Origin of the sequence: Desulfosarcina alkanivorans (assembly GCF_009688945.1) — a bacterium.
Classification (GTDB): domain Bacteria; phylum Desulfobacterota; class Desulfobacteria; order Desulfobacterales; family Desulfosarcinaceae; genus Desulfosarcina; species Desulfosarcina alkanivorans.
The window spans coordinates 5,836,673-5,863,018 of the sequence record NZ_AP021874.1; the positions used below are offsets into that span (position 1 = coordinate 5,836,673).

Sequence of the window (26,346 nt, forward strand, 5' to 3'; positions counted from 1 at the left end):
GCTTTCCGCTTGACATTCAGTAGCACTAAAATTAAATAGTAACAATTCATTCAAACCATATTTAACTTTTCCCAGTTTTCCCAGAGGGTTCCCATGTGCCGGTTGCTCGCCATAACGAGCAGGGACTATGTTTCGACGCAGACTGCCTTCGACGGCCTTGCCGCCATGCGCGACGGCTATGACGGTTCTGGGGTGGGCCTCCTACTGCGGGACATTGGCGGCCCCTTTGAAGACATGAAGGGCATCCCGGTGCTGTCGGGTATTTTTTCCGCAACGGGTCTCAAACGCCTGGACCGTTTCATGATGGACAAGGGATTCACGACCAAGTACAAGATCACATTCAAAACCAACGGAATGCTGCCTGCCGGCGTTCCCAGGCGGGATGTTTATCTGGTGAGGGCCTATGATTATCCAACGGAATGGGATGATCTCTCGAACGACGAGATGCTGCAGCGACTGATGCCTGTCCGGCTCCGCTTGCAGGAGATGGGCGAGGTGGAAAAGGACATGGTGGTCTTCTCCTTCTGGCCGGATACGATCATGATCAAGGAGGTCGGGGATCCGTTCGACGTGGCTGAATACCTCCGGTTGGACAGAAGGGATCTGGTGGCCCGTGTGATGCTGCTTCAGGGCCGGCAGAACACCAATCACGATATCGACCTCTATGCCTGCCATCCCTTTTTTCTTAATGGCTTTTCAACCATGACGAATGGAGAGAATACCGCTTTTACACAGAACCGTGAATTTCTCATGTCCAGGGCGTTTGAAGGTTACCGGGGATATGTGTCCGATTCGGAGGTGTTTACCCACAGCCTGCACTATCTTATCTCCTATCTGGGGCTGGGGCTGGAATGTTACAAGCACGGCATCACGCCCCTGACCGATGATGCCATCAAGTTGCATCCGGACGCCATTTTTCTCACCCAGCTCAAATACGCCTGCCGGAACCTGATCATCGACGGGCCCAATTGTGTGATCGGCTGCCTTCCGGATACGACGCTCTTCATGGTTCAGGACCGAAAAAAACTCCGGCCCGGGGTCATCGGCGGTGTTGACGGAACCTTCGTGTTTTCATCTGAAATATGCGGGCTTGACGCCGTCATTCCCCAACGGGACACCTCTCTGGACATCCAGCCCATGCACCTGGATACGGCTATCGTCCACCCGGACCGCCAGGGCGTGGATCTGGTCCGCCAGACCGATCCCTTGATGGCCAACTAACCCGGTGTTGCATCGATGTTGGCCAGGGCTCCCTCCGATACTTGAGGGCGGGCATTGCCCGCCATTTGAATGCTCAAACATCCGCGTTACCATCAGGGCAGCATTTCCAATTCCCGGGCGTTGACGATGCTGGGAACGGCCTGCGGCGGGTTTCCTTCGAGAAAGGGCAGGATGTCGGTCTGCCGCCAGAGGGGATACCCGCAGAGGATGCCGGCCACATTGCAGGCCGCGAGGGTGGCCATGCCTTCCCGGGCCCACCGGGTGGCCGAGCCGATATGGGGGACGATGACCACGTTGTCCAGTTCCGCCAGGCCGGCTGCCATGTCCGGTTCGTGCTCGAACACATCCAGTCCGGCGCGAAAACCCGGATGGCGACGGCAGTGGTCCACGAGGGCGGCCTCGTCCACCACCGGGCCGCGGCTGGTATTGACCAGGATGGCATCGGCTTTCATGAGCCCCAGTCGACGGGCATCCAGGAGGTGGCGGGTGCTTTCGTCCAGAATGGTATGGACGCTGACGCAATCCGCAGATTCCAGAAGCGTTTCGAGTGAGTCGGCACGATGGCAGCTTACCGGTGACAGGTTTTGGGAAACCCGGAAGCGATTGTAGTCGGCCACAAAGGATTCCAGCCCGGGGTTCGCGGAACGGCTGTGATAAATTACCTGCATGCCGTGGCCCTGGACCATCATGCGGGCATAGGCGGACCCGATTCTGCCCGCGCCGATGATGCCCAGGATTTTGCCATGCAGCCGGGTGCCCAGCAAGAGATCGGGGCGCATCCCGGCGAAGCGGCCGCCCCGTAGAAAGCGTTCGGCCTCGCCCACCCGACGGGCCGCGGCAAAGGTCAGGGCCACAGCCATTTCCGCGGTGGTTTCGGTCAGCACGCCCGGTGTATTGCCCACCGGGATGCCGGCCCGGGAGGCCGCACCCAGGTCCACGTTGTTGTACCCTACCGCATAATTGCTGTAAGCCGAAACGCCGGCGGCCTTCATTGCATCAAAAATAGCGGCATCCCACGATTCGGTGATCTGCCCGATGGCACCGTCACACCGGTCGCCGATGGCCGCCCTGATGCTCTGGCTGTCTAAAGCATGTTGCGTCCGGCAGACCTCGATGCGGCAGTCGGCCGTGGTGAGTATTTCAATCCATCGCTGACCGGGAAGTGTTTGGGTGACGACAACCCGGAATTTCCCTTCGGGGTGATGCGTTTCCCATGGGTACGGATCCATTTTTTTCTCCTATGAGATTCCGTGATGGGGCCGCCAGGGCCTGATGGCTTATGGGGTGGCCCCCATGTCGCCGAAACGGTACTGCACCAGTGCGCAGGCGCTCAGGGTGGCGGTTTCCGCTCTCAGAATGCGCGGGCCCAGGCCGGTGGTGAAAAATTCATGCGCCTGCGCCCGCTGCACTTCCTCGGGATTGAACCCCCCTTCCGGGCCGACCACAACCATTATCTTCTGGGGGCTCCTGGGGGCTTGCCGGGGAAGATTAAATGCCCGGGACGCGCCTTCCCAGAAAAGCAGTTTAAGGTCGCAGTCCGTCGATGACGCCAGTATATCGTCGAAGGTGTCAGCCGGCGCAATGGTCGGAACGCAGCCTCGCCGACATTGCTTGACGGCCTCTACGGCAATTTTCTCCCACCGCCTCAACCGTTTTTCCAAAGCTGCGCTTTTCGGTACCGGCACCGATCGGGAGGCATAAAAGGGCTTCCAGCAATCAATGCCCAGTTCGGTCAACCCCCGAATGAGGTCATCCATTTTACGGTCTTTGAGAATTCCCTGGGCCAGGGTGATGTGAACGGACGATTCGGCCAGCAGCGGAAATCGATTCTCGATGGTGACCCGAACGCGTTTGGGGGTCGCCGATGCGATCGTCGCCCGGTATCCGTTTCCCTTGCCGTCGAAAAGCTCCACGACGTCACCGGGCGTCAGGCGAAGCACCCGACAGATGTGGCCGGCATCCGATCCGGTAATCTCCGGTTGCGGTGTAAGGGCCATTTGCGGTGAAATATAGAACCGTCTCAAGTTCATGAGCTTGCTTTCCGGTTGATGCTTGAAGCCAACGGCAACGATTCACTCTGTTTTCACCAAACCGCTTTACCTGTCAAGGCAATTGTTATATTAGCAAAAGCCGGGGCGTCGATCAGCCACCGTCCTCTGCCCGTATGGGCTTGCCGACCTAATGAAAAGGTAAAAACAAGATGTTGATCTACGCTGTCGCCGATCTCCACGGCCGTTTCCAGCGGATGCAACGTGTCCGGAGGGAAGTTGCCATTCACCGGCCGGACGTTCTGGTGCTGGCCGGGGATATTTCAACGCCCTGGCAACCGGCCGCCATGCTCGATACACTCAATTGCCTGAATTTACCGGTGCTGCTGGTCCGGGGGAACAGCGACCGCCGGGACCTGGTTCCCAGGCTTCGGCCATTCGCCCGTCTGCGCTCCGTGCACCTTCGAAGGGCGCGTTTCAACGGCCTGGAGATTGTCGGTATCGACGGCACGCTGCCGCTTCCCTTTCATTCCCGGCTGGGCTTCAGGGAAACGGAGCTGGTGGCCCGGGTGTCCGGCATGCTGCGGCCCCATAGCGTCCTGGTGGTTCATCCACCGCCATACGGCATCAGGGATCGGGTGCTGGGGAGATTTCATGCCGGAAGCCGGGCCGTGAGGCGACTGGTGAACCGTTGTTCACCCGCGCTGGTCGTTTGCGGCCACATTCACGAACAGGCCGGCGTGGAGACGATTGGACCCACGACGGTGGTCAACTGTGCCATGGGGCGGAGCGGCGGCGGGGCGCTGATCCGCTATGACGGCCAATCGACGCCTGCCTGCACGATGCTTCCCCCGGATCGCTGAACAGCCGCCAATGCCCGCAGGCATTCCACCGATAGACAAACCAATGTCAGCGCACGGTCTGCGGTCGATAATCGTTTTCGGAGCCGGTGAGCCGATTTCACGGCTGGGTCGATAGCGCCTTCAGGATGTCCTTGCCAAACGCCTCGACCTGCCAGCGGCGAATGCCTTCGACCTGTTTGAGTCCATCGATGTCCGACGGCTTGTGGACGGCGATGGCGGTCATCAATGTCTTGTTGAACAACAGGGCGGGATCCAGTTCCAGGCATTCGGCCAGACGATCCCGCCATGCTTTGATGGCTTTGATCCGTTCCGGCACCTTGGGCGATACCGACTGGCGCCGCCGCCGCGGGTAGACGGGGAGATCTTTGGCGGGCAGGCTGTTGGCCCGTTGCACCACTCTGGCCAGCGGCTTGCCATAAATGCGGATCTGTTTGGCACTCAGGCACCGGGCGGATTCCATGGCCTTGGGGGTATCGGCCATTTCCGTGGCTATTTTCAGCAAGGCGGTGTTGGAAAAGACCTTGAACAGGGGGCGGTCCTTTTTGATGGCCAGGTCGCGGCGGTACTGCAACAGGCCCTCCAGCACCGCCAGGTTGCGTCGCGGCAGGCGGCCGGCGCCGCGGAACCTGAGAAACAGGGGGTCGCATCCGTTTTCCACCGGTCTGACAGTGGAAAGATAATCGCACTCCTCCCGGACCCATTCCAGTCGTTCTTTTGAGGCCAGTTCTTCCATGAGCTGGCGGGCCAGCGGGATCAGATGGAACACGTCCGATGCGGCGTATTCGATCATGCCTTCGGGCAGGGGGCGCTGGGACCAGTCCTTTTTCTGATACCGCTTGTCCAGCTTGATGCCGAATCGTTTGCTGACCATCGCTCCCAAACTGGTTTCCCGTTCGCCCACATACATGCTTGCCAGTTGGGTATCGAACAGGTTGTTGATCTCGATCGAAAAATCACGGTAGAGGGATCGCACGTCGTAATCCGAACCGTGAAACACCTTGCAGATTTCCTTGTCGCTGAAAAGGGGGGCAAGGGGAGAAAGATCGCTGACCGCAAGGGGGTCGATGACCACGTTTTCCCCGTTGCCGGCGATCTGCAACAGGCAGACTTTTTCCTGGAAGTGAAACATGGAATCCGCCTCCAGATCCACGGCGAGGATTTTCTCGCTGCTCATCCGGTCGACAAATTGTTCCAGTTCGGAAACGGTGCGGATGACCCGGTAAGCAGGAGCGGTGATGATCTTCATATTTTTTTCTTGACCCGGCGATGCTTTTTCCATATTTTCCATAAGTTATTTTTTTATCAATGAATCGCTGAATATCCTCTATCGGCTCAATGCACAACCTTCTCGCGGAAAGGCAAATAAAAGAAGATGATTAATATCACACTTCCCGATGGAAGTCGAAAGCCCTTTGACGATTACCCAACGGGGCTGGACGTGGCCAAAAGCATCTCCGAGGGACTGGCCCGGGATTGCGTGGCCATGGAAATCGACGGCAGCCTGCTGGACCTGAACCGTGCCATCAAAAATGATGCCGCCGTCCGGCTGATTACCACCCGGGACGACGAAGCACTGGACATTATGCGTCACAGCGCTGCCCACGTGATGGCCATGGCGGTGCTGAACCTTTACCCGGATGCCAGGCTCACCATCGGGCCGGTGGTGGAAGATGGGTTTTACTACGACATCGATATGGAACCGCTTTCCGAAGAGGCCTTTGCCGGTATCGAAGCGGAGATGAAGCGCATCGTCAAGGCGAAGATGCCCATCGAACGCAGGGAGGTGTCCAAGGCCGAGGCCCTGGCATTTTACAAGGATGAACCATACAAGACCGAGATGATCTCGGATCTGGCCGACGGCACCATCTCTTTTTACCAGCAGGGGAATTTTACCGACCTGTGCCGGGGGCCGCACGTGCCGCACACCGGTTTTGTGCGCTCTTTCAAACTGATGCGGGTTTCCGGCGCCTACTGGCGTGCGGACCAGTCCAAGGCCCAGCTCCAGCGGATATACGGGACGGCATTTTTCGATAAAAAGAAACTCAAGGCCTACCTGAAGTTTCTGGAAGAAGCCAAGAAGCGCAATCACCGCAAGATCGGTGCGGCCATGGATTTGTTCAGTTTCCATGACGATGCGCCGGGCATGCCCTTTTTCCATCCCAAGGGAATGGACGTCTGGAACGCGCTGCTGGACTTCTGGCGCGATGCCCATCGGGAAGCGGGCTACGTGGAGACCAAAACGCCCATTATCCTCCAGCGCGGCCTGTGGGAGAAAAGCGGCCACTGGGAAAACTACCGGGAAAACATGTACACCACCGAAGTGGATGACCAGGCCTATGCCATCAAACCCATGAACTGCCCCGGCGGCATGCTGCTGTACAGCACCCGGCCGCACTCCTACCGGGAGCTGCCCATCCGTGCCGCGGAGATCGGGCTGGTGCACCGCCACGAACTGTCCGGTGTGCTCAACGGCCTGTTTCGTGTCCGGGCCTTTCATCAGGATGATGCCCATCTGTTCATGATGCCGGACCAGATCCAGGCCGAGATAATCGACCTGCTGCGGCTGGAGGAGCGGGTGTATAGTAAATTTGGCCTCGGTTTCCATCTGGAGCTGTCCACGCGGCCGGAAAAATCCATCGGTACCGACGAACAATGGGAACTGGCCACCAGCGGCCTCCGTTCGGCGCTGGATGCATACGGCAAGGAATACCGAATCAACGAGGGCGACGGGGCCTTTTACGGCCCGAAAATCGACCTGCACATCAAGGACGCCCTGGGGCGCACCTGGCAGTGCGGTACCATCCAGCTGGACATGAGCCTGCCGGAACGTTTTGACCTGACCTATGTGGGCGCCGACAACGAAAAGCATCGGCCCATCATGCTGCATCGGACCGTGTTCGGTTCCATCGAGCGGTTTCTGGGGATTCTCATCGAGCATTTTGAAGGCAAGTTTCCCCTCTGGCTGGCGCCGGTTCAGGCCGTTTTGCTGCCCATCAACGATGACCTCGTCCCCTTTGCCCGGGAAGTCGCCACAACCATGACCGATGCGGGGCTGCGTGTCGAAGTGGATGACCGCACCGAAAGTCTCAACCGTAAAATCCGTGAAGCCCAGCTGGCCAAGACGCCGCTGATCCTGACCTGTGGTGCCAAGGAGCAGGCGGCCGGTACCGTTTCCGTTCGCACCTTGGACGGTACGGTCCGCTACGGGATTCCCCTGGCCCGGTTTATCGAGCAGACCACGGCGCATGTCGCCGAACGGCGCCTGAACCTTGACCTGTTTAACGAATAGCCCCTTCCATTTTTTACAGCCGCCTTGCCCGGCCGGCCGGGCAAGGCGGCTGGTGCGGTATCATGCCGCCCGTTCTGTTTTATGAGAATCATGCGCAAGCAATTTTTATTTTATTGGCTGCCGGTGGCAGGTTTCTGTGTCGTGATTTTCTTTCTTTCCAGTTTTCCCTCGCCCGATGTCGGACCATCCTTTGCTTTGAAAGACAAAGTGCTGCACATGACCGCCTATGGGATGCTGGCCGCCCTTTTCAGCCGGGCCTGCCGGGCCGCCTGGCCCGGACGGCTATCCATGCTGCAACTGCTGGCAGCCAGTGTATGCTTTGCCACCCTCTATGGCATGAGTGACGAATTTCACCAGTCGTTTGTGGCGGCACGCCAGGCCGATGGAGGCGATGTGCTGGCCGATTTTTTGGGCGGCATTTTAGGTGCCGCGGGATACATGACCGTGACGTTTCGAAGATCGCTGAACCCTTTTTGGAAAACGGGCCGGTGAATGCAATGATCGCCTAAACCGTCTACGGGCCACCCACCGGATGCACCCATGGGGAATGCAGGCTGCCTATCAGCGAAAATATTCCCTTCTGCGGCGGTCTGGTTTATTGCCGATCGGCATTCACAGATTGACAAAAGGATCGATCTTTTATAGTAAAAATAGGCTAATAATCGGCTATTTCGCCGCTATCCAACAGATGTAAACGGACTCTCCCCAAAGGAGGAGCACCTGCGTATGGAATCGACGAATCTCATGGTGATCAACGGCAATGAACTTCCCTTCGAGTCAGGGGAAACCATCCTGGATGTGGCCCGGCGGGGTCATATCGACATCCCGACCCTGTGCCATCTGAAGGGAACCACGCCAACCGGTGCCTGCCGGATCTGCGTGGTCGAGGTGAAGGGGGCCCGGACCCTGCTGCCGGCCTGTTCGACACCGGCGGCACCCAACATGGTGGTCCGTACTGAATCCCCGGAGGTGGTGGCGTCACGAAAAGAGATTCTGCGCCTGATGCTCTCTTCGGGCAATCATAATTGTGCCGTTCGCGGACGGGATGACAGTGATTGGACGCAATTTCAACTGGGCGTCGAAAAAGATGACGGCAGCGATGCGCTGTGTCCGGTCTGGGGCGACTGCCGGCTCCAGGACCTGGCTTACCGCTACCAGGTGACCGGCGAAGGATTCCAGGGAACGCCGGCCCGCTATCCCATGGAGACGGTCAATCCGTTTATCGTGCGGGATTTTTCACGCTGTATTCTTTGCGGCCGATGCGTCCAGGCCTGCAACGAGGTGCAGGTCAACAATGCCATCAGCTTCGGCTACCGCGGTGCGGACACCAAAATCATCGCTGCGGGTGACCGGCCCCTGAAAGACTCCGACTGCGTTTTTTGCGGTGAGTGCGTACAGGCCTGCCCGGTGGGGGCCCTGGTGGAAAAGGATGTGCGTTACCACGTGCGGCCCTGGGAGACCGAAAAAGTACGCACCACCTGCAGTTACTGCGGCGTGGGTTGCCAGATTTACCTGCACACGCGTGACAATCAGGTGGTCAAGGTGACCGGCGTAGAGGGTGAAGCTCCCAACCAGGGCAGTTTGTGCGTCAAGGGGCGCTTCGGCTTTACTTTCATCGGCAGTGAGGAACGGCTCACCGATCCGTTGATCAAGGAGAATGGGGAATTCCGGAAAGCTTCATGGGACGAGGCGCTCGACCTGGTCGCCCGGAAGCTCAAGGGCTTGCGCGACACCCATGGCGGGGACAGCATCGGTGTGTTCACTTCGGCGCGCGTTACTAACGAGGAGAACTACATCGCCCACAAGTTTACCCGGGCAGTACTCAAGACGAACAACATCGATCATTGCGCCCGGCTCTGACATAGCTCCACCGTGGCCGGTCTGGCCGCAGCATTCGGAAGTGGCGCCATGACAAACACGATTGCCGATATCGAGGAGGCTGACGTTATCCTCGTGACCGGTTCCAACACCACGGAGAACCACCCCGTGCTCTCCGCCTTTGTCAAAAGGGCGGTCACCCGTCGCGGGGCCAAACTCATCGTGGTGGATCCCAGACGGATCAAGATGACGGAGTTTGCCGAGACGTGGCTGAGGCCCAACCTGGGAACTGACGTGGCCTGGATCAATGGCATGATGCATGTCATCATCAACGAAGATCTGCACGACAAGACCTTTGTCGAAGAGCGTACGGAAAACTTCGAGGCCATGAAAGCCATCGTGGAAAAATACACCCCGGAGCATGTGGCATCGATTACCGGCATTCCGGCTGATCAGTTGATCGAAGCGGCCCGCCTTTACGCAAAAGCACCGGCTGGCAGTATCCTCTACTGCATGGGAATTACCCAGCACACCACGGGGACCGATAACGTGAAATCCCTGGCCAATCTGGCCATGCTCTGCGGCAACCTGGGGATTCGCGGCGGCGGGGTCAACCCCCTGCGCGGGCAGAACAACGTCCAGGGGGCCTGCGACCTGGGCGGTCTGCCCAACGTGCTCACCGGCTACCAGTCGGTGGACAACCTGGACGCCATAAAAAAAATGGAACGGGCCTGGAACGTCACCGGTCTGCCCACCAAACCGGGACTGAAGGTTACGGAAATGGTGCCCAAAGCCCACAGCGGAGAAATCAAGGCATTGTACATTATCGGTGAAAATCCGATGGTATCCGATCCGGATCTGAACCATGCCGAAAAGAGCTTCAAGAATCTTGAATTCCTGGTGGTTCAGGATATTTTTCTCACTGAAACGGCCCGGATGGCCGACGTGGTATTGCCGTCCAGGTGCTTTGCCGAAAAGGATGGCACGTTCTCAAACACGGAACGCCGGGTCCAGCGAGTGAGAAGGGCGGTAGATCCGCCGGGACTGGCCAAAGACGACTGGAAAATTACCTGCGAGATTGCCACCCGCATGGGCTACGCCATGTCCTATAAGGACAGCGAGACCATTTTTAACGAACTGGCCAGCGTGACCCCCTCTTACGCCGGTATCAGCTATCCGCGCATTGAACACGAAGGGATCCACTGGCCCTGCCCGACCCCTGAACATCCCGGTACCCCCATTCTGCACGGGGCCCAGTTTACCCGGGGAAAGGGACTGTTTCACGCCATTGACTGGATTGCGCCGGCGGAAGTGGCCGACGATGACTATCCCATGTACCTGACGACCGGTCGGGTGATCTACCACTACCACACCGGCACCATGACCATGAAGACCGACGGCCTCAACGAGCGGGCACCCGAATCGTTTGTGGAAATTACCCGCGGTGACGCCCAGGGCATGGGAATCGAGGATGGCGATCAGGTGACCATTTCTTCCCGGCGGGGAGAGATCCAGGCCCGGGTGACCGTATCGCGCAAGGCCGTGGATGGTACGGTTTTTATTCCTTTTCACTTTGCCCAGGCGGCGGCCAACAAGCTTACCAACGCGGCCCTGGATCCCGTTTGCGGTATCCCTGAGTTTAAGGTCTGTGCGGTAAAATTGTCCAAGGGGGCGTGACCGGGAAGGGCCGGATGCCTGTCTTTCGGTGGCAAATGATGGCATTGGCCGGCATGGACTGGCGCAGGAAACCATCATCAAATAAAAAAAGGCCGGCTTCCAATGGAAGCCGGCCTTTTTTAATCAATTGAACGTCTAAAAGTTCGACGACTCGGGGTGGAACACATCCACATCCTTGAGGTCGTCACCCAGGTATTCGCGCTCGTTGGGGCCGAGAATTCCCAGGGAGAGGCACAGCAGGGTCCACAGGTGGACGGTCTGCCAGGGATGCCCCAGCTGGTCGCTCAGATCATGGACCTGGGCGTGGCAGTTGTGGCAGGGGGTGATGGCGTAGGCTGCCTTGGTGGCCAGTATCTGGTCAGCCTTGAGCTTGCCGTAGGCCCGGCGTTCATCCGGGTATCCGGACTGCAGGAAACCGCCGCCGCCGCCGCAGCAGAAGTTATTGGAACGGTTGGGGTGCATGTCGATGAAGTTCTCTTCACCGACCACCTTCTTGACCACGAAGCGCAGGTCCTCTGCCACGGGATCGCCGAAGCTTTTGCGCACCAGCTGGCAGGGGTCCTGGACGGTGAACTTGATCTTGCGATCCTTGTTCCAGTCGGAACTGGGTTTCAGTTTGCCCTCACGAATCCACTGGGCGTAGTATTGAATGATGCTTTTAATTTCGAAGTTGTAGTCGAGCTTGAATTTTTCCAGTCCGAACCGGACTGCGAAGAGTTCGTGCCCTCACTCCGTGTTGAGCCAGACCTTGCAGCCCAGATCCTCCACGGCTTTTTTCTTCACCTCGACGATGTGTTTCCAGGCATCGTTATCCCCAAGGAACATGCAGTAGTTTTCGGCCGCCCATCCCTTGGTGCCGTAAGTCCAGTCCGCGCCCACCAGGTTCAGGATTTTCCACAGCGGAACCATTTCATCGGGTTCGGTCACCGGTTCCCTGGAGTTCTGGTTCAGGAAGAACTCGGCGCCCTGCTTGTTTACCGGGGCCTGCATCTCTGCAAATTCGGGCTGGGCTTCCTGGTACTCTTCCAGAACATCTTCCACGACGAACTTGAAATCTTCCTCGGAGGCACCCATGGCGCTGCAGGTGTCGTTGCGCAGGGCCACATCACAGGAGCCCAGGATGCCCTTGGGACGCTGGTCACGGGGCCATTGGGATCTGGCATTGTAGACCAGCTGGGGGATATTGATTTTCATGGGGCAGACATACATGCAGCGGGTACACATGCTGCACATCCAGACCCATTTGGTGCTCAGGACTTCCTCGTCCATGCCCAGGGCCGCCATTCTCAAAAATTTTCGGGGATCCATTCCCTCCAGACCCGTTGCCGGACACCCGGATGAGCAGGCACCGCAGGTCAAACAAAGGTTCAGGTTGCCTCCCTCGGGGAGGATCTCCTTCACCTTGTCGATGAAAACGGATCGCTTTTTTCCGCCGAGCTTGATCGCTTCATCAGCCATACTGTTAATTCCTCCGTTGTTTGTTGACCACCGACGACTCAAACATGATTAAAATAATCAAGTTAATACTTATTTACGAATCGGGCGCAAAATACAAGGAAAAAATTGATTCCGTGTGGACCACCCATGGCATTCAACGGGCGTCCACGACGGTTCTAAAGTCGGTGAAGGATGGTGCCGGCGGCGATGTTTTCAAAAAAAACGCGCGCCATCGCAAAAAACTGCAACGGCGCGCGTTAGACTGTGTTCGGTGGATTATTTGGAGGTCAGCGTGGCTTCCATATCCATGAGGATCTTGGAAAAATCAGCTCCCATGTTCGATGCCGTTGTGGCAAAGCAGATGCGGTCTTTTTCAAGCCCGATGGCCTCGATCATGTCCTGGGCGTTGGCGGTCCGCCAATTGGCGTACAGGCTGCCATTTTCAGATTTGCAATTGCCATTGTGGCATGCCATGACCACCACTCCATCAGCGCCTTCGGCCAGGGCGTGCATGACGTAGTCGATGTCCACCTTGCCCGCACAGGGCACGGCCACGGTTTTCAGCCCTTTGGGCAGGGGCATGCCGAAGGATTCGGCCATGCGGGCCGCTTCCAGACCGCTGTTCTGACAACAAAACGCCACGATGGTGGGATGATCGCCATCTTTGGCCGTTGCCGACCGGGTCACCTGGTCAATCATCTCGGCGTCGTTGAAACCGCCGATCTGAATGGCGTCCATGGGGCATTCCGACGCGCAGATGCCGCAGCCCTGACAGGCCACCGGGGAAATGACCGGCTTGTTGTCGGCGGACCAGAAGATCGCGCCATGGGGGCAGCAGCGGTAGCAGGTCAGGCAGAAGGTGCACTTGCCCGTGTCCAGCACCGCCTTGTCGGCCGGTACGGTGATGGTGCCGTCACCCAACAGGCTTCGGATCCGGATGGCTGCATTTTCCGCATCCATCAGGGCGCCGTATCGTTTTTTTGCCCGGCGGCTGCCGCCCACGACAAAGATGCCTTCGCGGTTGGTGGAAACCGGATAACGGTGTACATTGTCGGTCTGCAGAAATCCCATGCTCCCGACATTGATTTTCAGCATTTCCGCCAGCGCCGTGTTGACCTCGTTGGCGCCGATGGCCTCTTCGACCACGATCATGTCAGGGGTCAGCTGGACTTTGCGCTGGAGAACCGGATCGTCATAGGTGATGGAAAGGGTGCCCTCTGCTTGGGTCACGGCCGGCATTTCATTGAGTTTGACATACATGGTGCCCTTGTCCCGGCATTCCAGGTAGAGGCGCTCCAGCCCGTCTTCGGCCACCTTCAGGTCGCCGGCAAAAACATAGGCGCTGGTATCCTCTATGTTTTCAACAGCCAGAACGCTTTTCAGGACCCGTTCAAGGACCAACGGATTGCCGTCCTGGGCCAGGCCCATCATGAATGCCACCGATTTTCCGGCCAGTGCGGACGGGTTTGCACGGAGGGCCGCTTCCAACTGGCTTTGGGTGACCACCGTGTCGGACAGGTTCAGGCCATAGGCCTCATTCAAAGGGCAGGCAACGAGTTCCGAGGCCACCACGATGGCACCGACGGATTTTTCGACGATGTCGTCGCTGCCCGACAGCCATACGCGAAAGTCGCCGGGTACGCCGGCAGCGCCGTCCATGCGGGTGCCGGTCATGACCTCGATCATCTCCGAATCGTTGACCGACGCCACCAATGCTTCCTGCGCGGCCTGTTCTTCACCATCCAGGTCAACGACAGTGTCGGCCGGCGCCATGCCCAGGCCGGATCCCTCGTCGATCAGCACCACCTTGTACCCGCTGGCGGCAATCTCGGTCGCGGCCTTCACGCCGGTCATCCCGGCGCCAACCACCAGGACATCGGTGGCCAGGTTAATGGTTTCCATTCGTGTCTGTTGTGTCATGAGGCCCTCCCCAGATATTTCATCACTTCGCCGGCAGACTGACCTGCGTGGACGATGGATTCGGCAATGGTTTTCGGTCCCGAAGCGGTGCCGGCCACAAAAATGCCGGCCTGCCCGGTGGATGCCCGGTTCAACTTGTCGGCGCAGGCGAAGAATCCGTCACCGTTGAGCGGGGCGCCCACCGTTTCGGACAGCGTCGCGTTGTCGGCTGCCGGCATGATGCCGACAGAGAGCACCACCAGGTCGAACTCGTCTTCCACGACTTCACTGCTGCCTTCAGCGGTCATGAAGCGGGTCCTGATGCGGTCGTCCTCGGTCTCGTACATGTCCACGGGAATGTTGCGGACAAATTTCATTTCGTCTTTGCACTGCTGGTAAAAGACGGGGAAATCATTGCCCGTATTCTGGATATCCATGTAAAAGACGGTGATGTCCAGTTCCGGATCCTTGTACTTCATGGCCTGTGCCGTTCTCAGGGCATAGGGGCAGCAGACCTGACTGCACCACAGGTGGCCCAGGCGTTCGTCCCGGCTGCCCACGCACTGAATGAAGGCGACCTTTTTGGGCGGTTTGCCGTCCGATGGCCTCAGCACCGTGCCATTGGCCCGTTTTCCCGTTTCCAGGTCCATGCCGCTGACCACGTTTTTCAAATCGTCGTAGCGATAGGTGGATTTGAGCCGCGGGTCGAAGGGCACGAAACCGGTGGCCACGACCACGGCGTCCACCTCGAGGGTGTCTGCATTGCCGGTCGTTTCCGGGTTCAGACTTCCATCGGCCTGGTAGTATCGGCCATTGTTCAGCGAGTAGCCCCTGACGGCCGCACAGCCGGTCGGATTGTCGGTATAAGCATTTTCACAGGCCTTCAGGTCCTTTGCGGTCTGACTTTTTTTAAGGCTGACGGTAAAATTCCCGTTTTTATTGACGCCCGCCACCTCGGTGGCCAGATGGACGGTAATGGCCGGTTCGTTGACTACGTTCTTGAGCATGCTTTCGACGGCGCACGCGCCGCATTGGCGACATTCGTCCGTGGCTTTGCAGGCATACTGGATGGCATGTCCGCCAAGAAAGTCGGCCTTTTCAACGAGCGCTACCTGCGCGCCAAGGCCGGCAAGCTCCCAGGCTGCCGTCAGGCCGGCGATCCCGCCCCCAATGACCATGACTTTTTTCGTTTCATTACTCACTTGAAAACTCCTTTGGTGATCGTTGGTTGACAATGGATGTGGGGCGTTGATCAGACCGTGGGCCTGGGCAGGACCTTGGCCCGCTCGGCTATTTCCGGTACCTTGTGCTCCCATTCGATGGCCATGAGATGAACGCCGGCGACGCCTTTCATCTCCTTGAACTCTTCGATCTGTTCACAGGCGATCTTGATGCCCTCGTCGGCCACCTTCTTCTTGTCTACACCCTGAAGCCGCTTGATGATCTCATTGGGGACGTCCATGCCGGGGACCTTGAGTTGCATGTAGCGCGCCATACCGACGCTCTTCATGGGGGTGACGCCGGCCAGGATGTAGACTTTTTCGGCGATTCCCATGTCTACGGCTTCTTTTACCCATTGACGCATTCTGTCCATATTATAGATGCACTGGGTCTGTACGAAATCCACGCCGGCGTGGACTTTTTTGGCCAGGCGGTGCACTCGCCATTCGTGGGGTTCGGCAAAGGGGTTGGCCGCCCCGCCGATAAACATTTTGGGTGCTTCATCAATGTCGGCACCGCCGAGGAACTTGGCTTCATCACGCATCTTTTTGACGGTGCCGATAAGCTGGGTGGAATCGATGTCAAACACGCCCTTGGCCTGGGGGTGATCGCCGAATTGCTGGTGGTCGCCGGACAGGCAGAGCAGGTTGCGAATGCCAAGGGCCGATGCGCCCAGAATGTCGGCCTGCATGGCCAGGCGGTTCCGGTCCCGGCATACCATCTGATAGTTGGGCTCCAGTCCCTCTTCAATGGCGATCAGCGAGGCGGCCCAACTGGACATTCTTACCATGGCCGTCTGGTTGTCGGTTATATTGACGGCATCGACCATGCCGACCAGGTGTTTGGCCTTGTCCCTCACCGCCGCCACGTTGGACCCACGGGGCGGCCCCAATTCTCCGGTGAAGGCAAAATGACCGGCACGCAGTATTTGTTCAAGATTGCTTCCTGATTTCATATGGGAATCCCTCTATTGGCTTGTTCCGTTTTCGTATTTGATCGTCGGCAAGATGTCTATTTGATGCCGAATGCGGTCAGGCGCTCCTTATAGCCAGGCTGGACGATGGTTCTCGGCGTCTGGTTTCGCCAGTCGTTGGGCGGACAGATCTCGAGGATGTTTCCCAGACGGTTCTGCTTGGCCAGTCTTTCATGAATGAGATACCAGGCACAGGGTTGATCGGTGTTGATCTCACAGCTGCCTTTGTTCGTGCCGCCGCAGGGGCCGTTGAACAGTCCTTTGGCGCACATGGTAACGGGACAGATGCCGGCGGTCATGCCCAGCACGCAGGTGCCGCAGGCCCGGCATTTCTCTTCGTACCAGCCGACTTCCCGGTTGACGCCGATAAAGCTGGTATTGACGCCTGGAAATACGGGAATTTCAGGGAATCGTTCGGCAATAAATTGAATGCCGGCGCCACAGGCCATGGAGATGATGGCGTCGTATTCATCCACGACCCCGTCCAGTTCTTCCAAAAACTCCATGTCACACTGCCGCTCCACGGTAACACCACCGGTTTCGATGGGGCTGCCTTCCATGCGGCGGGCGATTTTCAGTTCGGAGTTGAGCACCCCGACCTCCTTTTCGCCGCCTGCCAGGCATACTGCCACGCAGGTGCCGCATCCCACGGTCAGGACCTTTTTAAAGTCTTTGACCATGAGGCTGATCTCTTCAAAGGGTTTTCGTTCCGCAACAATCATTTGACATTCCTCCTCTTTACCTTGGCATGGGGTTGATGCCATGAAGGGTGATACACTGCACGCATGGTTTTAGGGGTGGCGTGAAATGTATGATGTGAGCCAAGGAGCGAAATTAACCTGAGTGCACCAATTCTGTCAACATATAAAGGATAGGTTCGGATACCCGAGGCTCGAATCCCTTTATTGCCAGCCGGCGGCAAAGTCAATAAGAAATGAATGTTTGCTCATTCACCCAGAAGGCCCCGCAAAGACTTCTTGCGATTGACCGTGTTCTTCTGTCGAATGATGTTAACCCTCTGAAATTTTGAACGTTGATAATGATTGCCGGGGCGGTGATGCGTTTTTATGGTTTTTTGATGTTAAGGCTTGACACAGGGTTTTCCCCTTTGATAAATGAATGAACATTCATTCATAAACCGTCGTTGTCAGGAGGTGCGCCATCGGCACGAAAAAGAAAAACAGGGACAAGTACCGGCGTATCCTCGACGCGGCCATCACCGTATTCGCCCAGCAGGGGTTTTTTCAGTCGACAATTGCCCAGATTGCCAAAGAGGCCGGTGTGGCGGACGGGACCATCTATCTCTATTTCAAGAACAAGGACGACATTCTGGTCCAGTTTTACCAATATAAGGCCCGCCAGATTTTTGAACGATTCCGGGATGCGGTGGATCAGCCGGAAACAGCGGAAGAAAAGTTGCGGTGCCTGATCCGCGTCCATCTTCAAGAGTTCCAGAAAGACCGCAACATGGCCATCGTTTATCAGGCCGAGACCCATCAGAACCGCAGACTCGGTCATGAACAGATCAAAGAGATGTCCAAGATGTACCGGGATATCATATCCGAGGTTGTGGAACTGGGACAGGAAGAGGGGGCGATTCGGAAAGATCTGTACATGGGCATCGTCAAGCGGTTCATCAACGGCGCGGTCGATGACGTGATCAACTCTTGGATTCATTCCGGCGGTCAATACGATCTGGTTACCATGGCCGACCCGCTGGTGGATTTGTTTATCAGAGGGATCGGCAGTCGCGGATAAATTCGACGAAGCCATTAAAATCATAATCGGATGCCGTCATTGTCAGTCGGGCTTGGTGGCGCATCCAACCATCAACAAGGAGAATACGGGATATGGCACAGGTTATAGCGGACCGGAGAGATGTGGATTTCGTGCTGCACGAGCAATTGAACGTGGGCGCGCTGAGCAAACATGAGAAATTCGAAGAATTCAATAAGAAAACCGTGGATCTGATCATCAGTGAAGCGCGCAACCTGGCAGTCAAAGAGATTCTCCCCACGTTAAAAGACGGTGACGAGCAGGGGTGCCATCTGGAAAACGGGCAGGTCTCTGTACCGGAAAGTTTCAAGCGCGCTTATGATCTGTTTGTCGAGGGGGAATGGCTGGCCATGCCCGAGGACCCGGAGTACGGCGGACAGGGGATGCCCCGGACCGTGGCATTGGCCGCCGGTGACTATTTCAATGGTGCCAACTATGCCTTCATGATGTATCCGGGCCTCACCCACGGTGCTGCCCTTCTGGTGGAAGCCTTCGGCACGGAACGCCAGAAAAAGCTGTTTCTGAAAAATATGTTTACGGGGACATGGACCGGTACCATGCTTCTGACCGAGCCTGAAGCCGGCTCCGACGTGGGCAGCCTTTCCACTACCGCAGTAAAAAATGAAGACGGCACCTACAGTATCTCGGGCAACAAGATTTTTATCTCTGCCGGCGAACACGACATGGTGGAGAACATCGTACATCCGGTTCTGGCCAGAATCGAAGGTGCACCGGCAGGAACCAAGGGCATCTCCCTTTTTCTGGTCCCTAAATACCGGGTCAACGATGACGGCAGTCTGGGCGATTTCAATGATGTCGTCTGCACGGGGATCGAGCACAAGATGGGGATCAACGGCAACGCCACCTGTTCGCTGACCCTGGGCGGAAAGGGCCAGTGCATCGGTGAACTGCTGGGAGAAGAGAACAAGGGCATGCGGGCCATGTTCCTCATGATGAACGAGGCGCGCCTGCTGGTCGGTATGCAGGGGTTCTGCTGTGCCAGTGCCTCTTACATGAATGCCATCAATTATGCCAGGGAACGGGTTCAGGGGAAAAACCTTCTGCAGATGATGGACCCCAATGCCGCCTCCGTGCCCATCATTCAGCATCCGGATGTGCGTCGCATGCTGATTTCCATGAAATCCTATGTCGAGGGCATGCGCAGCCTGCTATACTACGCAGGATATCTCTCCGATCAGATTGCCGTTGCCGATGAGCAGGATGAAAAAGCAAGGCTGCAGGGCATGCTGGACCTGTTGATTCCGATTTGCAAAGGATACGTCACCGACAAGGCTTTTGACGTTTGTAGTGCCGGTGTACAGGTATACGGTGGCTATGGCTTCACCAGAGAATATCCCCAGGAACAGTTGTTGCGTGACTGTCGCATTACCATGATCTATGAGGGCACCAACGGCATCCAGGCCATGGACCTACTGGGACGTAAGCTGGGTATGAACAAAGGCAAGCCCATCATGGACCTGATGGTCGAGATCCAGAAGACCATTGCGCAGGCCAAAGAGATCGAGGGCCTGAAGGAGTATGCCGCCAAGTTGGAAAAGGCATTGAATCGGCTTGGAGAAGTGGCCATGCAACTGGGTGCCACCGCTATGTCTCCCAAGGTGATGAGCGCTTTTGCTTTCGCTCACCCCTTTATGGATGCATCCGGTGATGTGGTGATGGCATGGATGCTTCTCTGGCGGGGATGTATCGCGGCGGCTAAACTGGAAAAGGGCGCCAAGAAGAAAGATCAGGCCTTTTATGAAGGCCAGATGAAAAGCCTGCAGTATTTCACCCAGGCCGTGCTTCCCATCACCATGGGAAAGATGGACGCAATCATGACCAACTGCGATGCAGCGGTTGAGATCAGCGAAGATGCGTTCGGCGGAAAGTAATCTTACCCACCATCCTCAAAAAATAGATGGGGGTTGCACCATGGTGCAACCCCCGTTTTTACGGCTGAGGCCCATTTTCTGCGGATGCAGTCGCATCCTTTTTCCTACTTGGCTTTTTGCTGCTCCATGGCCCTGAGATCTTTTTTCAAAACTTTGCCCACATTGGTTTTGGGAAGTTCCTGACGAAATTCGATTTCTGTCGGCCACTTGTATTTGGCCAGCTTGTCCTCACAGTATTTCAGCAGTTCTTCGGCGGTGGCGGTCTGGCCTTCCTTCAAGACGACGAACACCTTGACCGCTTCCCCCCGTTTGGGATGAGGGATGCCGATGGCGGTGGCTTCCATCACCTGGGGGTGTTCAAAGAACACCTCTTCGATGTCCCGGGGATAGACGTTGTATCCGCCGGAGATAATCATGTCTTTCTTGCGGTCCACGATATAAAAATAACCGTCCTCATCCATTTTGGCGATATCACCGGTGTGCAGCCAGCCGTCGGTAAGGGTTTCGGCCGTTGCGTCGGGGCGGTTCAAATAGCCCTTCATAATCTGTGGGCCTTTCATCAGAAGCTCGCCTGTCTCTCCGACGGGAACATCCGTGACGCCGTCGTCGAGACTAACGATACGGCATTCGGTGTCGGATATGGGAAGGCCGATACTACCGATTTTACGCTGCCCGTTGAACGGGTTGATATGGGTGACCGGGGTGGATTCGGTCAGACCGAAGCCCTCAACGATAACGGCGCCGGTTTTTTTCTCGAACTCGTTGATCACCTCAACAGGAAGTGGTGCGCTGCCTGAAAAACAGCCCTTGATGGAGGTGAGATCGGTTTTTTCAATATCGGGATGTTCGAGCATGCCGATATACATGGTGGGCACCAGTGGGGCAAATGTAGGCTTGAATTTGCTGATGGCTTCCAGCAGCTGCGGCGGTTGGGGCTTGGGAACCAGGATGTTCCCCCAGCCCTTGTGAATGGCCAGATTCATCGCGGTGGAGAGGCCGAACACGTGGAAAAAGGGCAGGGCGCCGAGCATGACTTCGTCGCTGCCGAAGCTGGGGAACCACGCCGCTACATGCTGCACCTGCATGCTCAGGTTGCCGTGGGTCAGCATGACCCCCTTGGAAACACCGGTGGTGCCGCCGGTATACTGGTACATGGCCACATCATCAAAATCCAGCGGGACTTTCGGCGGATTGGGCGAATACTTCGCCAGCTGGGCCTTCCATTTGTAGAGATGGTCTGCCGGTTTGACGTCGGCGGCCAGTCCTTTTTTCTTGCCCACCAGCGGGAAAAGCAGGTTTTTGGGAAAAGGGAGGTAGTCGCCGATACTGGTGTATACAATCTGTTTGATTTGTGTCTTCGGCCGAAGGTCGATCATTCGGTTTGCAAGCAGATCCAGCGTGATCAGCACTTTCGATCCGGAGTCGTTGAACTGGTGCTCAAGTTCCCGGTCTGAATACAAGGGGTTGTTCATGACGGTGATGGCACCGATGCGCATGGTGGCATAGTAGGCCACGACACAGGGGATCACATTGGGCAGCAGGATGGCCACACTGTCGCCTTTTTTTATCCCGAAATCGGTGAGGCAGGCGGCAAATCGATTCACCATGTCGTCCAATTTGGCAAAACTGACCTGGTATCCTTGAAACGTCAGGGCCATTTTCTCCGGGAATGCCCCGGCCGACCGCTTCAGGTAGTCCGGAAGACAGGTCTTTTCATACTTTACGTGCTCGGGAACGTCCTGTTCGTAGTGGGATAGCCATGGTTTTGCCAGATAGGGATTGTCAGCTGTCACAAGCACCTCCTTTTTCCTTGTTTTTCCTTGGCGATCGTAATAAATGGAGCCTTCATGCCTGATGGGTGGGGATTCCAATGATGAATCCATTGCCATTTTCTATTTTGAAAAAGTTAATTTGTCAAGAAATTCTATTAGTTAATGGTCTTTTGGCCGTCGATGCATCAGCATTGCAAACCCGTATGGAACCTATCTCCCTGAAGATTCCCCCGTCCTGTTGGCGGTGGACCCGTTATGAGCAGCTTGTTCAAAATTTTTTCTTGACAGGATAGGAATCAGTGAGTAAAAACTGAATGAATCCTCATTCATTTTTAAATTTATCTTAATACGAAACCGAAGGGAGAACAAGGGTAAATATGGAAAATGTGTTGATCGCTCCGGCCAAGTATTTCTTTCTTTTCATCCCCACAGTGGTTTTTTCGATCCTGATTCCCCTTCTGGGGGTGGCGATGTTTGCCTATATCATGGCCATCCGCATGGCGCCGCTGGTCAAGGCGGCGCCGGACAACCGATTCGACCATATTCCCCAGCGGATTTACCATGTGTTGAAGATCTGGCTTGGCCAGTATCGTCAACCTCGCTACATGGTGGCCGGGGTGGTCCATATCATGATCTTCGCCGGATTTCTGATCCTCAGTGTCCGGTCCTGCAGCCTGGTGATCATCGGCATCTCCGAAAACTTTGTCATGCCGGGATTCGGCGGGGTGGTCGGCCATGTATACAATTTTCTGAAGGACTATGCGGCCACCGTGGTGTTGATAGCCTGTGCCATTGCCGCCTGGCGCAGGGCCGTGGTCAAACCGGAACGCTACGCCGTGCCCGCCAAATACGGCAAGGATCACACCGCTGAAGCCCTGTTCGTTCTGGGCCTGATCTCGACGCTGATGATTTCCGAAAGCCTGTTTGAAGCCAGCAGCGTGGCCGCCAACGTCCAAAAAGGCCTGCACGCCGAATTTCTTGCACCGGCCAGTCTGGCCTGGTTTTTCAAATCCGCCTTGCTTTCCACATCGGTAGAGACGTTGCAGGCCATTCACATCGTTTCATACTACATCCATGATCTGACGTTTTTCTTCTTCCTCTGTTTTCTGCCCATGGGAAAACACTTTCATGTGATCACATCGCTGTTCAATGTGTTCTTCATGCGCATTGCCCGGGGAAACGTCAAACCGGTTGTACACGGCATCAAGGATGAAGAACTGGATGACCTGGAGTCATTCGGCGTCAAACGCCTGGAGGATTTTACCTGGAAGCACATGCTTGATTTTTACTCTTGTGCCGATTGTGGCCGCTGTTCGGACAACTGTCCGGCCAACGCCGTGGGCCGCCCCCTCTCCCCACGGTTCATTTCCATCAAGGCCCGTGACCTGATGTTCAAGAACTACCCCCTCTACCCTTACGGCAGCCCCTTCAAGAAAAGCGATGATCTGATCGGAACCACATTCGAAGAGGACGAGATCTGGTCCTGCACCACCTGCGGCGCCTGTGAGCAGGAGTGCCCCATCGGCATCGAATACATCGACAAGATCGTGGACCTGCGCCGTGGCATGGTCGATGAGGGCATGGTGCCCCAGAGCCTGCAAAAGCCCTTGAAGGCCCTTGAAAAACGTGGCAACCCCTGGGGTAAGATGGAGAAGAAACGGGCCGACTGGACCAAGGACCTGCCTGCCGATGTGCCCGTCAAGGACCTGGCCAAGAAAGACTCCGCCGAGGCCCTCTATTTCGTGGACAGCATCACCTCCTATGACGACCGGATGCAGGAGATTGGCCGAGCCACAGCCACCGTCCTGTCAAGGGCCGGTGCGGATTTCGGTATTTTGGGCAAGAAGGAGAAAGACAGCGGAAACGAAATTCGTCGGTTTGGTGAAGAAATGTTGTTCCAGACCATCAAGGAGACCAATACTGATGCCATTTTGAACAGTGGTGTCAAGCACATCATCACCGCCGACCCACATGCCTACAACGCCCTGAAGAATGACTACCAGGGGTTGCCGCCGGTGGAACACATCAGCCAGTTTATCGCCCGAAATGTGAAATCCGGCGCCATCCGGCTGAAAGGCGCCAACGGTGACGGCAAGGTCTATACTTATCACGATCCGTGTTACCTGGGACGTCATAACGATGTCTACGACGACCCGCGATCGGCCCTGGATGCCATTGCCGGGCTCAAGCGGGTCGAAATGGAACGTTGCCGTGACCGTTCCTTCTGCTGCGGCGGTGGGGGACTGATGCTTTTTTATGAACCGGAGGAAGAACAGCGCATGGGGGTTCTTCGGGTGGAGATGGCCGCCAAGGCCGGCGCCAACGTGATCGTCACGGCATGCCCTTTCTGCCTGGTCAACATGGAGGATGCCATCAAGGTGGCCGGCATGGAAGGCAAGATGGAAGCTATCGATCTGTCGGAATTGATTGCCCAGCATATGGAATAGGAATTTTTAATGTTGAATGATGAATTTTAAATTAGGGATTCCCATGCAAATGAGTCGATGGAACGCCTATATTCGAAATTCAAAATTTAAAGTTCTGACTTAAAACAGGAGGGTAAACATGGAAATCTTGGTGTGTGTAAAACGGGTTCCCGATACCGCTGAAAACGAGATCGAGGTCAACGGCGACGGCAGCGATATCGAACGCGACGACCTGGTGTACTCGGTCAACGAGTGGGACAACTACGCCGTGGAAGAGGCCATCCAGATCCGCGACAACGTGGGCGGCAGCGTGACCGTGGTCACCGTGGGCGACGACGAGTCCGAAGAGGTGCTGCGCCGGGAGATGGCCATGGGCGCCGACAACGGCCTTTTGCTGAGTGATGACGCCTTCGACGGATCCGACGGCAAGGGCGTGGCCACCCTGCTCAAAGCAGCCGTTGAAAAAGGGAAATACGACCTGATCCTAACCGGTGCTCAGGCTGATGACGGGGCGGCCCAGGTGGGTGGCATGCTGGCGGCCATGCTGGACTATCCTTACGCGTCACTGGTCAATAAAATCGATGTGGATGGCGACAAGCTCAAGGTGGGCCGTGAAATCGAAGGCGGCAACCAGGAGATGAACGAGATTGCGCTGCCCTGCGTATTGTCCATCCAGACCGGTATCAACGAACCGCGCTACGTGGGTATCCGCGGCATCCGCAAGGTGGCCTCGGTGGAGATTCCACAGCACGGCGCCGCCGATCTGGGCGTGGACGCGGCCACTGTGGGCGCCGCCGGCGCCAAGGTCAAGCGCCTTGACTACTTCGTACCTGAAATGGGTGACGGCGCCGAGATGCTGGAAGGCAGCACCGAAGAGATCATTGCCAAGCTGATCGAACTCTTGAAGGCCAAAGGAGGGTTGAAATAATGGCTGATATCTATGCATACATCACACACAAAGGTGGCGTGGCCGACGATTCGGCCCTTGAAATGGTGGCTGCGGCCAGGAAAATCGATGCCGGCGCGGCCGTGACCGCCATCGTTACAGGGTCGGGCGCCGACGTTGACGCCGTTGCCGAAGACGTGGCCGGTTCTTATGCCAAGGTGCTCAAGTTTAACCTGGACGCCCTGGCCTACCCCAATGCAGAAGTCATCCGCAAACTGCTGGTCAACGTGCTTCCCGGCGACGCCATCGTGCTGGTTCCCCATGACACGTTCGGCATGGACCTGGCCCCCGGCCTGTCCATCAAGCTGGATTCGGCCTTCATTGCCGATGTGGTGGACATCGAGGGCGTGGACGGGACCGACCTGAAGGTGATTCGCCAGGAGTACAGCGGCATGGTCAGCACCCATGTGACCGCCGATATTTCGGCCGGGGCGGTCGTCAACGTGCGCCCCGGCGCCTTTGCCCCGGACGAGAGCAAGTCCGCCGGCGGCAGTGTGGAAGACAAGTCCGGTGATGCCGGGGACCTGACGGCCAAACGCACTTTCCTGGAAATAGTGGAAGCCGAGGTGGGCGACGTGGATATCACCAAGTCCGACGTACTGGTTTCCGTGGGCCGCGGCATCGAGGACGAAGACAACATCGAGGTGGCCGAAGAACTGGCCGAGGCCATGGGGGCCGTGGTCTCCTGTTCACGGCCCATCGTCGACGCCAAATGGCTTGAGAAGTCCCGTCAGGTGGGTACCTCCGGCCAGACGGTCAAGCCCAAGGTCTACATGGCCTGCGGCATCTCCGGCAGCTTCCAGCACATGGGCGGCATCAAGGGCTCGCCGTTCATCGTGGCCATCAACAAGAACGTCAAGGCACCCATCTTCCAAGTGGCCGACGTGGGTATCGAAGCCGACATCCTTGACTTCCTTCCCGAGTTGACTGAGGCCATCAACGATTTGTAATTGCTTTTTTAACCGGCGGGTTCCTGGCGCTATACCGGGACCCGCCGGTTTTTTTTGATTGCGGCGATGCCTTTTCCCCGGTGAGGTCAAGGGGGCGTCACTCGTTCCGTCCGGCTGTTCCTCCCCAGCTTTTTTTCCCGACGTCAAGTTCCCAGCGGCGACTGGCAATTCGGTTCCATGGCCTGTGGCGCCGCGCCG

Annotated in this window: 19 protein-coding genes; 10 read left to right on the top strand and 9 right to left on the bottom strand. The window is 56.8% G+C overall.

Annotation, left to right across the window (positions count from 1 at the left end; translation table 11 throughout):
- Positions 1 to 93 precede the first annotated feature (93 nt).
- Positions 94 to 1,221 (top strand): class II glutamine amidotransferase domain-containing protein, encoded by a 1,128-nt coding sequence (locus DSCA_RS25420; RefSeq protein WP_155319114.1) that lies wholly within the window; start codon positions 94 to 96, stop codon positions 1,219 to 1,221.
- A 92-nt stretch (positions 1,222 to 1,313) separates the two neighbouring features.
- Here DSCA_RS25420 and DSCA_RS25425 read toward each other — a convergent pair whose 3' ends face one another.
- Together DSCA_RS25425 and DSCA_RS25430 are read right to left on the bottom strand one after the other, a co-directional pair.
- Positions 1,314 to 2,450: an NAD(P)-dependent oxidoreductase gene (locus DSCA_RS25425; RefSeq protein ID WP_155319115.1), complete on the bottom strand. Its 1,137-nt coding sequence runs from the start codon at positions 2,448 to 2,450 to the stop codon at positions 1,314 to 1,316.
- 48 nt (positions 2,451 to 2,498) lie between these two features.
- The gene (locus DSCA_RS25430; protein ID WP_155319116.1) at positions 2,499 to 3,251 is read right to left on the bottom strand and encodes a 16S rRNA (uracil(1498)-N(3))-methyltransferase; all 753 of its coding nucleotides are present in this window, start codon (positions 3,249 to 3,251) and stop codon (positions 2,499 to 2,501) included.
- A 170-nt stretch (positions 3,252 to 3,421) separates the two neighbouring features.
- Here DSCA_RS25430 and DSCA_RS25435 point away from each other — a divergent pair, with 170 nt between their 5' ends.
- The gene (locus DSCA_RS25435; RefSeq protein WP_155319117.1) at positions 3,422 to 4,072 is read left to right on the top strand and encodes a metallophosphoesterase family protein; all 651 of its coding nucleotides are present in this window, start codon (positions 3,422 to 3,424) and stop codon (positions 4,070 to 4,072) included.
- 97 nt (positions 4,073 to 4,169) lie between these two features.
- Here the strand turns inward: DSCA_RS25435 and DSCA_RS25440 are convergent, their stop codons facing one another.
- Positions 4,170 to 5,318: a ribonuclease D gene (locus tag DSCA_RS25440; RefSeq protein ID WP_167527955.1), complete on the bottom strand. Its 1,149-nt coding sequence runs from the start codon at positions 5,316 to 5,318 to the stop codon at positions 4,170 to 4,172.
- Positions 5,319 to 5,444: 126 nt separating this feature from the next.
- Between DSCA_RS25440 and thrS the strand changes: the two genes are divergently transcribed.
- From thrS to fdhF, 3 genes are all read left to right on the top strand, one after another.
- Positions 5,445 to 7,361, top strand: coding sequence for a threonine--tRNA ligase (gene thrS, locus DSCA_RS25445; protein ID WP_155319119.1), 1,917 nt, complete (start codon positions 5,445 to 5,447; stop codon positions 7,359 to 7,361).
- 195 nt (positions 7,362 to 7,556) lie between these two features.
- The gene (locus tag DSCA_RS25450; RefSeq protein ID WP_167527956.1) at positions 7,557 to 7,853 is read left to right on the top strand and encodes a VanZ family protein; all 297 of its coding nucleotides are present in this window, start codon (positions 7,557 to 7,559) and stop codon (positions 7,851 to 7,853) included.
- 234 nt (positions 7,854 to 8,087) lie between these two features.
- Positions 8,088 to 10,856 carry a formate dehydrogenase subunit alpha gene (gene fdhF / locus DSCA_RS25455; protein WP_155319121.1) on the top strand — a complete coding sequence of 923 codons (2,769 nt, stop codon included), beginning with the start codon at positions 8,088 to 8,090 and terminating at the stop codon, positions 10,854 to 10,856.
- Between the two features lie 135 nt (positions 10,857 to 10,991).
- Here fdhF and DSCA_RS25460 read toward each other — a convergent pair whose 3' ends face one another.
- The 5 genes from DSCA_RS25460 to DSCA_RS25480 form a co-directional block, all read right to left on the bottom strand.
- Positions 10,992 to 12,314 (bottom strand): (Fe-S)-binding protein, encoded by a 1,323-nt coding sequence (locus tag DSCA_RS25460; protein ID WP_155319122.1) that lies wholly within the window; start codon positions 12,312 to 12,314, stop codon positions 10,992 to 10,994.
- A gap of 255 nt (positions 12,315 to 12,569) precedes the next feature.
- Positions 12,570 to 14,213, bottom strand: coding sequence for a hydrogenase iron-sulfur subunit (locus tag DSCA_RS25465; RefSeq protein WP_155319123.1), 1,644 nt, complete (start codon positions 14,211 to 14,213; stop codon positions 12,570 to 12,572).
- Positions 14,210 to 15,394: an FAD-dependent oxidoreductase gene (locus DSCA_RS25470; protein WP_155319124.1), complete on the bottom strand. Its 1,185-nt coding sequence runs from the start codon at positions 15,392 to 15,394 to the stop codon at positions 14,210 to 14,212. Before DSCA_RS25470 ends, DSCA_RS25465 begins: the two co-directional genes overlap by 4 nt.
- A gap of 50 nt (positions 15,395 to 15,444) precedes the next feature.
- Complete coding sequence (locus DSCA_RS25475; RefSeq protein WP_155319125.1) at positions 15,445 to 16,368, bottom strand: methylenetetrahydrofolate reductase; 924 nt, start codon at positions 16,366 to 16,368, stop codon at positions 15,445 to 15,447.
- Between the two features lie 56 nt (positions 16,369 to 16,424).
- Positions 16,425 to 17,108, bottom strand: a complete 684-nt coding sequence (locus DSCA_RS25480) for a methylenetetrahydrofolate reductase C-terminal domain-containing protein (RefSeq protein WP_155319126.1) — start codon at positions 17,106 to 17,108, stop codon at positions 16,425 to 16,427.
- A gap of 532 nt (positions 17,109 to 17,640) precedes the next feature.
- Between DSCA_RS25480 and DSCA_RS25485 the strand changes: the two genes are divergently transcribed.
- Both DSCA_RS25485 and DSCA_RS25490 read left to right on the top strand, forming a co-directional pair.
- A complete protein-coding gene (locus tag DSCA_RS25485) occupies positions 17,641 to 18,144 on the top strand; it encodes a TetR/AcrR family transcriptional regulator (RefSeq protein WP_231716559.1) in 504 nt (167 codons plus the stop codon).
- A gap of 92 nt (positions 18,145 to 18,236) precedes the next feature.
- Positions 18,237 to 20,054, top strand: coding sequence for an acyl-CoA dehydrogenase (locus tag DSCA_RS25490; protein WP_155319128.1), 1,818 nt, complete (start codon positions 18,237 to 18,239; stop codon positions 20,052 to 20,054).
- Positions 20,055 to 20,158: 104 nt separating this feature from the next.
- On the opposite strand, the gene DSCA_RS25495 is transcribed toward DSCA_RS25490, so the two are convergent.
- Positions 20,159 to 21,847 (bottom strand): long-chain-fatty-acid--CoA ligase, encoded by a 1,689-nt coding sequence (locus DSCA_RS25495; RefSeq protein ID WP_231716278.1) that lies wholly within the window; start codon positions 21,845 to 21,847, stop codon positions 20,159 to 20,161.
- Positions 21,848 to 22,203: 356 nt separating this feature from the next.
- On the opposite strand from DSCA_RS25495, the gene DSCA_RS25500 reads away from it, so the two are divergent.
- From DSCA_RS25500 to DSCA_RS25510, 3 genes are all read left to right on the top strand, one after another.
- Positions 22,204 to 24,273 (top strand): (Fe-S)-binding protein, encoded by a 2,070-nt coding sequence (locus DSCA_RS25500; protein WP_155319130.1) that lies wholly within the window; start codon positions 22,204 to 22,206, stop codon positions 24,271 to 24,273.
- Positions 24,274 to 24,391: 118 nt separating this feature from the next.
- Entirely contained in the window at positions 24,392 to 25,180 is a 789-nt protein-coding gene (locus DSCA_RS25505) for an electron transfer flavoprotein subunit beta/FixA family protein (protein WP_155317838.1), read from the top strand.
- Entirely contained in the window at positions 25,180 to 26,148 is a 969-nt protein-coding gene (locus DSCA_RS25510; protein ID WP_155319131.1) for an electron transfer flavoprotein subunit alpha/FixB family protein, read from the top strand. The genes DSCA_RS25505 and DSCA_RS25510 overlap by 1 nt, the downstream gene beginning before the upstream one ends.
- Positions 26,149 to 26,346: the final 198 nt, after the last annotated feature.

Coding starts and splice junctions, on each gene's coding strand:
- DSCA_RS25420 (WP_155319114.1), top strand. CDS start 94: ATGTGCCGGTTGCTCGCCATAACGAGCAGGGACTATGTTTCGACGCAG.
- DSCA_RS25425 (WP_155319115.1), bottom strand. CDS start 2,450: ATGGATCCGTACCCATGGGAAACGCATCACCCCGAAGGGAAATTCCGG.
- DSCA_RS25430 (WP_155319116.1), bottom strand. CDS start 3,251: ATGAACTTGAGACGGTTCTATATTTCACCGCAAATGGCCCTTACACCG.
- DSCA_RS25435 (WP_155319117.1), top strand. CDS start 3,422: ATGTTGATCTACGCTGTCGCCGATCTCCACGGCCGTTTCCAGCGGATG.
- DSCA_RS25440 (WP_167527955.1), bottom strand. CDS start 5,318: ATGAAGATCATCACCGCTCCTGCTTACCGGGTCATCCGCACCGTTTCC.
- thrS (WP_155319119.1), top strand. CDS start 5,445: ATGATTAATATCACACTTCCCGATGGAAGTCGAAAGCCCTTTGACGAT.
- DSCA_RS25465 (WP_155319123.1), bottom strand. CDS start 14,213: ATGACACAACAGACACGAATGGAAACCATTAACCTGGCCACCGATGTC.
- DSCA_RS25475 (WP_155319125.1), bottom strand. CDS start 16,368: ATGAAATCAGGAAGCAATCTTGAACAAATACTGCGTGCCGGTCATTTT.
- DSCA_RS25480 (WP_155319126.1), bottom strand. CDS start 17,108: ATGATTGTTGCGGAACGAAAACCCTTTGAAGAGATCAGCCTCATGGTC.
- DSCA_RS25490 (WP_155319128.1), top strand. CDS start 18,237: ATGGCACAGGTTATAGCGGACCGGAGAGATGTGGATTTCGTGCTGCAC.
- DSCA_RS25500 (WP_155319130.1), top strand. CDS start 22,204: ATGGAAAATGTGTTGATCGCTCCGGCCAAGTATTTCTTTCTTTTCATC.
- DSCA_RS25505 (WP_155317838.1), top strand. CDS start 24,392: ATGGAAATCTTGGTGTGTGTAAAACGGGTTCCCGATACCGCTGAAAAC.
- DSCA_RS25510 (WP_155319131.1), top strand. CDS start 25,180: ATGGCTGATATCTATGCATACATCACACACAAAGGTGGCGTGGCCGAC.